The organism is Flavobacterium ginsengisoli (assembly GCF_029625315.1).
In the GTDB taxonomy this organism is placed as follows: Bacteria; Bacteroidota; Bacteroidia; order Flavobacteriales; family Flavobacteriaceae; genus Flavobacterium; species Flavobacterium ginsengisoli.
The window spans coordinates 3718396-3730429 of the sequence record NZ_CP121110.1 but is presented as its reverse complement, the minus strand read 5'-3'; the positions used below and the strand labels follow the sequence as shown (position 1 = coordinate 3730429).

At 33.3% G+C, this 12034-nt stretch carries 11 protein-coding genes and 1 pseudogene; 7 read left to right on the top strand and 5 right to left on the bottom strand.

All coding sequences use genetic code 11. The features are described 5' to 3' along the window. Window positions 1-53: 53 nt before the first annotated feature. The 5 genes and pseudogenes from bla to P5P87_RS17360 all read right to left on the bottom strand — a co-directional run bounded on the left by bla (window position 54) and on the right by P5P87_RS17360 (window position 6081). On the bottom strand, window positions 54-935 hold the full coding sequence (gene bla / locus P5P87_RS17380) for a class A beta-lactamase, subclass A2 (RefSeq protein WP_278020085.1): 882 nt from the start codon (window positions 933-935) through the stop codon (window positions 54-56). 86 nt (window positions 936-1021) lie between these two features. Continuing rightward, window positions 1022-1725 (bottom strand): annotated as a pseudogene (locus P5P87_RS17375) (CoA transferase subunit A). 166 nt (window positions 1726-1891) lie between these two features. Beyond that, the gene (locus P5P87_RS17370; protein WP_278020084.1) at window positions 1892-4198 is read right to left on the bottom strand and encodes a penicillin-binding protein 1A; all 2307 of its coding nucleotides are present in this window, start codon (window positions 4196-4198) and stop codon (window positions 1892-1894) included. Between the two features lie 10 nt (window positions 4199-4208). Then, window positions 4209-4688, bottom strand: coding sequence for a gliding motility lipoprotein GldH (locus P5P87_RS17365; protein WP_198855159.1), 480 nt, complete (start codon window positions 4686-4688; stop codon window positions 4209-4211). Beyond that, entirely contained in the window at window positions 4672-6081 is a 1410-nt protein-coding gene (locus P5P87_RS17360; RefSeq protein ID WP_278022809.1) for a PSP1 domain-containing protein, read from the bottom strand. Before P5P87_RS17360 ends, P5P87_RS17365 begins: the two co-directional genes overlap by 17 nt. A gap of 350 nt (window positions 6082-6431) precedes the next feature. Between P5P87_RS17360 and P5P87_RS17355 the strand changes: the two genes are divergently transcribed. The 7 genes from P5P87_RS17355 (at window position 6432) to P5P87_RS17325 (ending at window position 11975) form a co-directional block, all read left to right on the top strand. After that, window positions 6432-7613 (top strand): ankyrin repeat domain-containing protein, encoded by a 1182-nt coding sequence (locus P5P87_RS17355; RefSeq protein ID WP_278020083.1) that lies wholly within the window; start codon window positions 6432-6434, stop codon window positions 7611-7613. Window positions 7614-7642: 29 nt separating this feature from the next. Next, a complete protein-coding gene (locus tag P5P87_RS17350; RefSeq protein ID WP_278020082.1) occupies window positions 7643-8416 on the top strand; it encodes an ankyrin repeat domain-containing protein in 774 nt (257 codons plus the stop codon). Next, a complete protein-coding gene (locus tag P5P87_RS17345) occupies window positions 8394-8993 on the top strand; it encodes an ankyrin repeat domain-containing protein (RefSeq protein WP_278020081.1) in 600 nt (199 codons plus the stop codon). The genes P5P87_RS17350 and P5P87_RS17345 overlap by 23 nt, the downstream gene beginning before the upstream one ends. 115 nt (window positions 8994-9108) lie before the next feature. After that, window positions 9109-9555, top strand: a complete 447-nt coding sequence (locus P5P87_RS17340; RefSeq protein ID WP_278020080.1) for a hypothetical protein — start codon at window positions 9109-9111, stop codon at window positions 9553-9555. Between the two features lie 81 nt (window positions 9556-9636). Next, entirely contained in the window at window positions 9637-10392 is a 756-nt protein-coding gene (locus P5P87_RS17335; RefSeq protein WP_278020079.1) for a hypothetical protein, read from the top strand. Window positions 10393-10419: 27 nt separating this feature from the next. Beyond that, window positions 10420-11457, top strand: coding sequence for an XAC2610-related protein (locus P5P87_RS17330; protein WP_278020078.1), 1038 nt, complete (start codon window positions 10420-10422; stop codon window positions 11455-11457). Between the two features lie 50 nt (window positions 11458-11507). Further along, window positions 11508-11975 (top strand): SMI1/KNR4 family protein, encoded by a 468-nt coding sequence (locus P5P87_RS17325; protein WP_278020077.1) that lies wholly within the window; start codon window positions 11508-11510, stop codon window positions 11973-11975. Window positions 11976-12034 lie beyond the last annotated feature (59 nt).

Below are 12034 nucleotides of genomic sequence, written 5' to 3'. Positions count from 1 at the left end.
TAATGCTATCTGCATTTTAAATTAATTATCTAATGGCACATTGTCTAATTATCTCAATTATTAAAATAATTCCAGACTGCTTTTGTTACGTCCGCTATTATTTTTTCTGTGTCCTCTCTTTTCTCTGTAATATCTTTTAAATAAACCGACAGAATGAAATGTTTTCCGTTTGGAAGTTTTACAATTCCAACGTCATTCATTGCAACTCTCAAATTAGCATCATTAGTTCCAGAAATTCCAGTTCTGTGTGCTAATTCGGTGTTTTCAGGAAGTCCAGCTTTCATCCAAGTGAGCCCTCTTGAGGTTTCTACCATTATTTGATACAAATACTTTGTGGTTTCTTCTTTTAAAATTTCACCTTTAAAAAACTTCTCAAGCAATTCTGTTGTTGCCAACGGAGTTGTAGTATTGACATAAAGATTTTTCCACGCCTTCATTTGATCTTCGTTCATTTTAATAACAAAGTCCTTGATTCCATGCTCATTTATAAACTTTTGAATGTACTTTGTACCTCCAACTAAATTGATCAGAATGTCACACCCGTTATTGTCGCTATGAGAAACCGTGTAGCGGAGTATTTTATCTAAAGTCAAACTTACATTTCCCTCTGGATAATCTTCCTTCATTGGGCTCCACGTATCTTCCTTTAAATCTTTCTTTTTTATAAAGATTTCTTGCGTAAGATTGAGTTTACCTTCATCAACTTTATGCAAAACTGCCAATGCAATATGAAATTTAAACACACTCATCATCGGCATTTTTAAATTTCCATTAATACTCAAAGTATCCTTATTTTCAATGCCTTTCATAGAAATACCTACAGTAACACTTTTAGTCGATATAATTTGTCGCAATTGATTTCGAAGCTCATTTGTACCCTGAGAAAAAGCCTGAAACGATAAGAACGAAAAAAGAACTATACTAAGTCTGGTCATATTTTTAATGTGTCAATTAGTCAATTTGATAATAAGATAATTCTATACGCAACCTAAATTAATTATTTAATTGCCTCATTTTCTAATTATCTAATTTTAGCTCTTACTGTACGTTGTTCAATTCGTTTTTCAAATTTTTCTCCTTGGAAGATGCGCTGCACCATAATTCCAGGAATATGGATCTGATTTGGATCTAGGGTCCCAACAGGAACTAATTCTTCGACTTCTGCAATTGTTATTTTTCCAGCACCTGCCATACAAGCGTTGAAGTTTCTAGCTGTTCCTTTAAAAATAAGATTTCCAGCTTCATCACCTTTCCAAGCTTTTACAATAGAAAAATCAGCTTTGAAAGCTTCTTCCATGATGTGCATTTTTCCGTTGAATTCTCGTGCTTCTTTTCCTTCTGCAACTTCAGTTCCATAACCTGCTGGTGTAAAGAAAGCAGGAATTCCAGCTTGAGCGACACGACAACGTTCTGCCAAAGTTCCTTGGGGGTCAATTCAACCTCTAATTCTCCAGAAAGCATCTGACGCTCGAATTCGGCATTTTCTCCCACATAAGAAGAAATCATTTTTTTGATTTGCTTTTTCTGCAACAACAATCCCAAACCAAAATCATCTACACCTGCATTGTTAGAAATACAAGTTAAATCTGAAATTGATGTGTTTACCAGAGCTGCAATTGTATTTTCAGGAATACCGCATAAACCGAAACCACCAAACATGATTGTCATACCACTATTAATTCCTTCAATAGCTTCTTGAACGCCATTTACTTTTTTTGTTATCATAACAAACTATCTTTAATGCTGAATATTTTTGATAAAAATAAGATTTTTAGATGAAATTATAACGATTTCGTAAAAATAAAACCAAAAGAAAAATCCCTTTATAAATCTTTTTAAAAGATTTATAAAGGGATTGATATATAATTAATTGAGTTTTATTGCAACATTGTTACAATTCAAATTCATCAGTATTTTGTTCAGTCTGCGTTGTATCTTTTACAACTGCTGGTCTTGGGTAACAATCTACCTTGATAGAAAGATTTGCCGGGCGTTCAAATTCTCCTTTAGAAACCTGAAGATCTTTGTCTGCATAACATTTCTTCATGAAATAACCCCAAACAGGTAATGCTGCAGTTGCTCCTTGTCCATAGGTCAAACTTTTAAAACGTGCAGAACGATCTTCACATCCAACCCAAACTCCAGTCACTAAGTTAGGAACCATTCCCATAAACCAACCATCAGATTGATTTTGCGTTGTTCCTGTTTTTCCTGCGATCGGGTTTGTAAACATGTACGGATAACCTGTCCAACGATTGTCTCCGCTTCCGCCTCCTTGAGTACGTAAACGTACACCAGAACCACTTTCTGTTACCCCTTGAAGTAATTTGATTACCGCAAAAGCAATATCTTTATTTAAAACATCATGCGATTCAGGAATTGGTTCGTAGATTACCTCACCGCTTTTATTCTCAATTCTGCTTAAAAATTGTGGTTTTACATAAACTCCTTGATTGGCAAATGTGCTATACGCCGCAACCATATCTTCGACTGTAATATCCACAGCTCCCAATGCAATTGAAGGCTGTACTGGAATTTCTGTTTTTACTCCTAATTTTTTAGTCAGCTCAACAACTGCTTCTGGACTAGTTCTGTCAATTAATTTAGCAGAAACGGTATTAATAGAAGCTGCCAAAGCTTGTTTTAAAGTAACCATTCCTCTATATCTATAATCAGAGTTTCTAGGCTCCCAGTCTTCTGTTACGTGATGGCGTCCTTTATGAATCATGAAAGGCCCATCAAGAATAGAATCGCATGGTGACATATTTAGTTCTTCGATAGCTGTTGCGTAAACGAAAGGCTTGAAAGTTGAACCAACTTGTCTAGCTCCTTGTCCTACGTGATCATATTGGAAGAATTTGTAATTAATACCTCCAACCCAAGCTTTAATTGCTCCTGTTTGAGGCTCCATTGCCATTAAACCTGATTGTAAAAAGTGCTTGTAATAACGAATAGAATCAATTGGCGTCATTATAGTATCACGTTCCCCTTTCCAAGTAAAGACACGCATTTTTGTTTTTACTTTGAATGAAGCAATGATATCATCTTCGCTTTTATCCATTTCTTTCATCTGAGCCCAACGAACAGAATTTTTCATTGCTTGCATGATGATTCTATCTGTTTCAGCTTGTGTAATATTTACGAAAGGAGCATTTTTATTAGTTTTTTGTTCAATAAAAAACTGCTGTTGAAGATTTTTCATGTGCGCCGCAACAGCTTCTTCAGCATACGACTGCATTCTAGAATCTATCGTAGTATAAATCTTAAGTCCGTCTTTGTAAATATCATATTCAGATCCATCAGGTTTTTTATTTTCAGTAACCCATTTTTTCATGTAATCACGAAGATACTCTCTAAAATAAGTTGCCATACCTTCACGGTGGCTTTCCAATTTAAATTTCAGCGTAATTGGCAGTGCTTGAAGTCTTTCTTTTTCTGCCTCAGAAATCATTTTTGCTTTTGCCATTTGCGACAAAACTACATTACGACGGTTTTTTACTCCCTGAGGATTTCTTACTGGATTGTATAAACCTGAGTTTTTAAACATTCCAACCAAAATAGCCGATTCGTCAATGGTTAAGTCTTTTGGATCTTTAGAGAAATAAGTCTGTGCAGCAGAACTTACTCCAACCGAATAATTTCCGAAATCATACACGTTGCAGTACATCGCTAAGATTTCATTCTTTGTATATTGTCTTTCTAAACGAATGGCAATAATCCATTCTTTTATTTTTTGTACAATTCTAAAAGGTAAAAATTTAGATCCTTCACCATGAAACAACTGTTTTGCAAGCTGTTGTGTCAATGTACTTGCACCACCATTTGTTCCTAAGCTAAAAACGGCTCTTAAAGTTCCGCGCCCGTCAATTCCAGAATGTTCATAAAAACGTGCATCTTCAGTTGCAACAAGCGCTTCTACTAAATTTTTAGGCAAATCAGAATATTTAAGCTGAGATCTATTGGTTTTAAAGTACTTACCAATTAAAACTCCATCAGAAGAAATAATCTCTGTAGCAAGGTTTGAATCTGGATTTTCCAAATCTTCAAATGAAGGCATGGATCCAAATAAACCCCAAGAAGCAAATAAAAAGAAGGCTAAAACCCCTAATAAAGAGTAGGCAAAAACTCGCCAAAATTTCTTTTTGTAGTAATTAATATCCTTAGTGGTATTGGATTGATTATTTTTTTTAGCGACCATAAATATTTATCTAATCTTTTTGTTCTATTCTAAAACCAACGTCTGTAATTCCCTCTAAAGCTTCAACACCAGGAATTTTACCCGACTGTCTAACAGCTTGTTTGATGTGCACTTTGTATTTTCCTGTAAACTTTACATCTTCTTTATAAAAAAGCTTGCTTTCTTTTATGTCAGAAAATCCGTTTCCTAACAATGTTCCATCTGGTTCTGCCATTTGGTATTCTAATGTATCGACTTTTGTAAAACCGCTCGGCGTTTCAAGAGCAACAATTAAAAATAAATTATTAAAAGGATAATTATTGTTGTCTCGAATGTTTACAAAAGCATTGTATTTTTTTGTAGAATCTAAAACTGGCAGATCAAAGCTCACAATACTGTCTTTGTGCCAAGCACTTCCAACAGATTTATACTGATCAAATACTCTTTTTTTATCACAAGAAAAAAGAAGTATTGCTACCAAAAGAAGAATTCCGCTATTTTTTATTCTCATTTTTAGTATTCGTTATTGGTTTTCTAGGTTCAGCCGGTTTATTTTCATTTGAATTTTGCTTATTCGGATTGTTTGGCTTATTCGAATTATGCTTTTTCTTATGATTTTGCTTATTCGGATTGTTTTGATTGGTTGGCTTATTTGCATTGCCATTATTCACATTACCATTGTTCGGATTATTAGTATTTGCTGCTGGTTTAGCAGTATTTACATTTTTATCCTGTTGCGGTTTTACTGGAGTTGCAACACCAGCCGTTTCTGCATTTTGTTTACGCTTGCGATTTGGCTTTTTCTTTCTTTTTGGTTGGTCAAAACGAGTTAAGCTTTCTTGACCCATTGCATTGTTAAAATCTTTTTCAGGTTCTGAAATTACTTCAACGGCAAAATCTTCTAAAGAAGAAACTTTGTTTTTCTGTTTATTTTCAGCGATAATTTCTTTTACCTGATCAATTTTTAAAACATGCCAGTTTGCGAAGTTGTTGGTGTAAGCAAACCACATTAATCCTTTAAAAATATCTTGTTTTTGGCAAACTGCGTCGCCTTTTTCTGTGATTAGTTTGGTATCGTAATCTGGAAAATCTTTTAAAGCATCCATGTAAGTGTCTAGCTCATAGTTTAGACAGCATTTTAATTTACCGCATTGTCCTGCTAATTTTTGCGGATTCAATGATAACTGCTGATAACGAGCCGCTGATGTATTAACACTTCTAAAATCGGTTAACCAAGTCGAACAGCAAAGTTCGCGTCCGCAAGAACCAACTCCACCTAAACGTGCCGCTTCCTGACGGAAACCAACCTGTTTCATTTCTACTCTGGTACTGAATTCTTTAGCAAAATCTTTGATCAGCATTCTAAAATCGACACGATCATTTGCTGTGTAGTAAAAAGTTGCTTTTGATCCGTCTCCTTGAAATTCGATATCCGAAATTTTCATTTCCAATTTATGCTGAATTGCCAATTCTCGTGCGCGAACTTTCATTGGTTCTTCACGATCACGTGCTACAGACCAAATGTCAATATCTTTTTGAGATGCTTTTCTGTAAATTTTTGGAACCTCATTACTTTCGTAATTTACCCCTTTTTTCTTCATTTGAATCTTTACCAATTCTCCTGTAAGAGTCACAATTCCAATATCATGTCCAGGCGAAGCAACAGTTGCTACAATATCGCCAATACTTAAAGTTAATTTCTCTGAATTTCTAAAAAATTCCTTGCGTCCATTCTTAAAACGAACCTCAACACAATCAAAAATCGCCTCTCCATTAGACGGGCTCATGTTCGAAAGCCAGTCAAAAACCGTCAATTTATTGCGGCTATCGGTGCCGCAAGTCCCATTATTTTTACAACCTTTTGGTGCGCCACCGTCTGAGGTTGAACAACTTGTACATGCCATAATTATATATGTAGTGTTGCCAAAACGCTGACTTAAGTTCATAAACGTTTGATCGGTAAAGATAGTATTTTTTTTATTTTGCTTTTTATGCATAAAAACTAAAGGCCTGTTAAATAAAAAAACGAGTTTTTTTGTACGCAAATTTTTACCAAATTACTCAACTTTTCTTCTTATTTTTAAAATATTCTTCAAAAAACCTTATTGTGCAAGTTTTATGACCTAAAATGGTAATTTAACTTTTTATCCTGAAATATATTTGGCATTTTTATGTTTTATCTTACAACATGGTTTGAAAAATTCCAATTTTAGGCACTTTCAAATCTTAATCTTTCATTTTAAAATTCATCACAATGCAAACACAAAACCAAATTGAAAATTTCCTTTTTCAGGGAAAATTTGACGAGGCCAGAGAATGCCTAAATAACGGAGAAAAATTTAATGACCAATACTTGAAAAATAATTTTTCGCAGATAATGTCCAAAATTATTGAAGCCAAAGAAATTGACTTCATTGAAAAATTAATAAAAGCTGGATTTATAGAGACCGATATTTACGAATTGGACAGTTTTGATCAATCTATTTTTAAACCATTGGCTTTATACTTAAAAGATAATGAAGAATCAATTGCTTTTTTCAAGGAATTGATGTCGAAAATGGATAACATTAACGATGAAATAAGCGATAAAACCCTTCTTGGCTATTTTCTTGAAAAAGGAATTTCGCCAAAAATAGTTAAAGTATTAGTTGATGATTTTGGAGCTAATACTCAGTATAAGAACAATGCAGGTGAAAATTTTATTTACACAATTTTGAATACTTATGGTCTTGATCCAGAGAAAGTAAAAGAATACATTACCATTTTAATAGATAACGGAGTTGACATTAATGAGAAAAACATTGTTGGGACAACACCTTTAATGTGTGCTGTGAAAAGAAACCAAAAAGAACTTCTGCCTGTTTTATTAGAAAATGGTGCCGATCCTAATGAAACTGATAACCAAGAAAACAGCGCTTTCTACTACGCTGCAGCCGAACAGTTTTCTTTTCAGATGTACGAACTTTTAGCAGAATCATCATCAGCCAATTTTAATAATATCAATAAAAACGGAAAAACCTTACTTACCGAGTTTATCAGAATGATGTCTGATTCTGAGTATGATCTAAATTCACTACAAAAATTATTGTCAGATGGAGCCGATTTAAATCATTGTGCTGAATATTATGGAAATCCGAAATCAGGTGTGGATTATATTGTTGAGAAAAAATCGGGTATTTTAAAATCAGTGCTTGAGAGTGGATCTGTTGACGTTAACGAACAAGACGATCAGGGCAACACTGTTTTACACAAAGTTTGCGCGTATAATGTTAATTATGATGCTGAAGCCGCAAAAGAAACCTATAGAAAAGTAAAATTACTTCTTGAAAACGGTGCAGATAAAGAAATTACCAACGATAAAGACGAAACGGCTTTAAAACTTGCTTCTGATGACAACCTAAAAATCAAAACGGTTGAACTTTTAATGAAACAATAAATCGATTATCTATTTAAAAAATAATACACATGTCAATGTCATTTATAGTTGCCTGCGAAAACGGAAACAGAAAAATAGCAGAATTACTTCTTCAAAATAAAGAAGTAGATGTAAAATATACAGACGAACTTGGAAGAACTGCACTTCATTACGCAGCTCATAGAGGTTACCTTGATATCGTAAAAATTCTAACCGAAGATGGTGCCGATATCAATTATGAAGATCATCAAGGAGAAACGCCTTTGTACTTTGCTTGCCTTCAAAAACAAAAACAAACGGCGTTGCATCTTTTAGAAAATGGAGCAGAAATTACCAAAAACGACAAATACGGAAATAGTCTGCTTCATTTGGTCGTTCAGACGGCTCAAATCGATATTGCAACAAAGTTGCTTGAAGCAGGTATCGATGTTAATTTACTGAATAACAACGGAGAAACTCCGTTAATATTGGCTTCAGCAAAACTAAATAGAGAAATTATTCAATTGCTTTTAGACAAAGGGGCTGACATAAATGTTACCGATAAGCAAGGAAATACACCTCTTCTTTATGCTTGTTACACCAAATCGATTCCGATGGTGACTTTGCTTCTAGATAATGGAGCTAATATAAATCATGTAAATCATTCTGGCGAAAATGCTCTTTTGATTGCTTGTTATGAAACTAATAGAATGTTAGCTAAATTATTGATTGAAAGAGGTTCTGATGTATTTACTTCAAGTAACAATGGATATTCTCCTATTTGGTACGCTTGCGCAAATAATCAAAAAGGAGATTGTCGCTTTGTTTTTAGAAAACGGAGTTGACGTTAATTACAGCAAACCCGTCGCTCAAGATACTTCTTCAATGAATGATTATTTGGACTGGATTGTTAGTGCGACTAATATCTCTAACGAATCTAGTTTTACCTTAAACAATTCTTATACTTACGGCGGAGAAAGTCTACTGCATGTTGCTACCAAAAAAGGAAACCTAAGTATGGTAAAGCTACTGATTGAAGCTGGAGCAAACATCAACATCCAAGACGAATCTGGAAATACACCATTACATTATAGCGCTGCCAACGGAAAGAAAGATGTTGTAAAGTATTTACTAGACAACAAAGCAGATGCTTCAATCGTAAACGTAAAAGAACAAAAAGCAATTGATTATTCGAATGTGAAAGGCTTTAATGAAATCACAGAATTAATTTTGAAATATGCTCCTTCAGGAACGGTTGTAAATCCAATTCAAACCACACATGCTGACACTCCAAAAACAGACACTTCAAATTCGATGGAGGCCAAGAAAAAAGCATTATTAGATTTAAAAGAACTTTTGGATGCTGGGATTTTAACTTCTGAAGAATTTGACGCTGAGAAAAGTAAAATTTTAAAAGGATAAATAATAACAAACTTAAAAATGAAAAGAATTTTAAATACCGCAACCCTATTTTTACTATTAATCATCGGAAGTCTGCTTTCTACGTCTTGCAATAACCTTTCTCCAGAAAAAACCTTTGAAATCAGTCGCTTTAAACTCCAATTTATTGTCTCGTTTTGGAAGTAAAGAAATAAATGAAAAACTGCAATCAGAAGCACAAGTTTATGATGAAAGTCAAAAAAAGATGGTTTCTTCTTCTTACTACGATGCCTTTAAATATGACATTACGAATCTGGAAACACGTTTTCAAACTATCAAAGATATACCTGAGGATGATGACAATAAAGAACTTCTTCAAGCATCAAAAGATTTATTTTCTTATGCGATTGCTAAACAAAAAGAAGGTTATTTGCCAATTGCTAAACTGAAAGACGAAAAAGCTTCGCAAGAGCAAATTGAAAAAGCGATAGCTGATTTTGACGCTTCAACTCAAACCGAAATAGATGCAAAATTCACCAAATTGATGAATGTTGCACAAACTTATGTTGATAAGCATAATATAAATGCTAAAATTGGAATCTAAATTTTCTCCTGCTGGCGCAAGTTTTATACTGACGCCAGCATTAGATTTTAGCAAGAAAATTGTAAAACAAGCTCAAAAAATATGATAAAAAAATACTTTCTATTTATTGGAACATTTGCATTGCTAGCAATTACTATTAGTTGTAAAGATGATAAAAACAGTAATAAAAAATCAAATAATACCGAAATCACAGATTTAAAAGAAATTCCAGAAGTAGATGAAACGGCTATTTTGACCAAAAAGAATCCAACCGACTTTATTCCTAAAAACTTTGTGGCTTTTGACACTATTTACGGCGATTTAAATAAAGACGGATTAGACGATTGTGTACTAATTATTAAAGGCACCGATAAAAGCAAAGTAATTACAGATGAATATCGTGGCGAATTGGATAGAAATCGAAGAGGTATTATTGTTCTCCTTAACAAAAAAGGCAGTTACGAATTGTTTACAAAAAATGAAAGCTGTTTTTCTTCTGAAAATGAAGATGGTGGCGCTTATTATGCTCCTGAGTTAGAAGTAGAAATAACGAAAGAAAAACTATTTATAAGTTACGCGTATGGAAGATACGGTTACTGGCAATATATGTTTAGGCTTCAAGATAATGATTTGGCTCTTATTGGTTATGACTCTAGCAGTAATAATGGTCCTGTAGTAAATGTCGAAACCAGTATAAACTTCCTTACCAGAAAAAAGATTACCAATGTAAACACAAATGATGATGCAGACAGCGGTGAAAAAGTGTTCGAAAAAACCGAAACAAAAATTGCAAGAACTAAGCTTCTGAAATTATCTGGAATTAAAGATTTTGATGAACTTCGTTTTTTTGATGAATAGTTTCATAAACCTTATCCCGAATAAAGCATGAAAATAAAGCTTTTCCTTTTTCTAATTGCACAGGTGTACATCTCAAATGCCCAAAAAGCTTATATAAGTAATGATTTTTTAAAAGGTCATACTTTATATTTTCTGAAACAAACCAAGAATTCAGAAATAAAAGAATATTATAAACTTATAGAGAATCAAACCAAGAAAACGGTACTCGAATATGGCTCTAAAGAATTTTCTAATTCAGAAACGCTAAAAACGGCTAAAATCAATTCTTTCAAAAGTATTCCTGAAAGCAACATTCGTGTTTTGGGAGATCTGAATTTTGACGGAAGGCAGGATATCGTAATCCATGAAACCGAAATTAACGACGACGGCTGTTATACCGCTCAGGCAACAGCTCATGTTTTTATCAATACAACAAACGGTTTTCTTAGCAGTCCAAGTATAAGTCGCCTATATAATGATGCTTATTGTGTAAGAGGCGGTTCATTTGAAATTGACACTAAAAACAAACGCATTATTACTTCGAGTAGTGGCGGTGCGGCACTTCATGTCTCTTCGTACTACATCATTTCTGGGATGGAGGCTAAAGAGGTTGCAAATTTTGAAGAAGAAGGTGATCCATATTCTCCATTTTCTAAAATAACAGGTAAAAAATGGAAAGACAATAATTGGGTTTCATTCTCTTCTCTATCTGTCTATGAGCCAAACTTAGATAAAGTGTTTTCTTTTGATACAAAAAATGAAAAAGGCCGTGTGCTCCTATTCAAGGATAAGGATGTTTTGTATTATGCATTTCAACAAAACGATGAATATAAATTTGTATCGTTCGCATATCCGTCAAGTCCAGAGAAAGCTGACAAAGCAACATTTAAATTCAAAAAACAAAACACCAATTATGAATTGGAGTTTAATAGCGGTAGTATAAAATATACAATTTATGAAACTTCCAATGAATTTGGAATCAAGATTTATGTCAGTGGAAAATTATCTGATTGGAAAGGAATAGCTAAAACTGGAACTCTAGCCGAATTAGTAAATGTTAATTTCAAAAATGTAACTAAGGAATAATTTCTAAACTACCTTATTCTAATAAATATCAATACGAAATATTTTAACAAATGTCATATACATCTAACAGTTCAATACTTTTACTTGAGCAATTAATAGCCAATAAACTTCCTGATGAATACAAGGAGTTTCTTGAACTTTTTACTAATTTTTTAATAGCAGAAGAGAAAAAAGATACAGGAAACATTTTCTATTTTGATCCTATTAAAGCTTTATTAGAAAAAGAACAGATTAAAAAAGATGAAGATATTTATTACTTTGAGAAACTTAGATATCTTGTAAAAGAAGATTCCCTAACTACCGAAAATGTATCCTGCCATTCAAATAACAGTTTTATAGAAATAGAACGTATTAACAGCAGTATCATTATTGCAGGTTATGATGGAGTTTACCTCTATTTTGATCCCTTAGATAATTTTTCTGTTTGGGAGTTTTGGTTAGATGATGGCAGTGTTGGAAAAATAGCTGATAATTTTAAAGACTTTTTAAGTCAATATGATATTGAATATGCTGAATAACAAAACTACTTAGTTTCTGTTATTCAGCATTTAGTTTTTGGATTATTCTTGGAAATGGA

Excerpts from the sequence above, each read along its gene's own strand:
- P5P87_RS17325 (WP_278020077.1), top strand. The coding sequence starts at position 11,508 with ATGTCATATACATCTAACAGTTCAATACTTTTACTTGAGCAATTAATA.
- P5P87_RS17365 (WP_198855159.1), bottom strand. The coding sequence starts at position 4,688 with ATGAGAATAAAAAATAGCGGAATTCTTCTTTTGGTAGCAATACTTCTT.
- P5P87_RS17350 (WP_278020082.1), top strand. The coding sequence starts at position 7,643 with ATGTCAATGTCATTTATAGTTGCCTGCGAAAACGGAAACAGAAAAATA.
- bla (WP_278020085.1), bottom strand. The coding sequence starts at position 935 with ATGACCAGACTTAGTATAGTTCTTTTTTCGTTCTTATCGTTTCAGGCT.
- P5P87_RS17355 (WP_278020083.1), top strand. The coding sequence starts at position 6,432 with ATGCAAACACAAAACCAAATTGAAAATTTCCTTTTTCAGGGAAAATTT.
- P5P87_RS17360 (WP_278022809.1), bottom strand. The coding sequence starts at position 6,081 with ATGGCATGTACAAGTTGTTCAACCTCAGACGGTGGCGCACCAAAAGGT.
- P5P87_RS17370 (WP_278020084.1), bottom strand. The coding sequence starts at position 4,198 with ATGGTCGCTAAAAAAAATAATCAATCCAATACCACTAAGGATATTAAT.
- P5P87_RS17335 (WP_278020079.1), top strand. The coding sequence starts at position 9,637 with ATGATAAAAAAATACTTTCTATTTATTGGAACATTTGCATTGCTAGCA.
- P5P87_RS17330 (WP_278020078.1), top strand. The coding sequence starts at position 10,420 with ATGAAAATAAAGCTTTTCCTTTTTCTAATTGCACAGGTGTACATCTCA.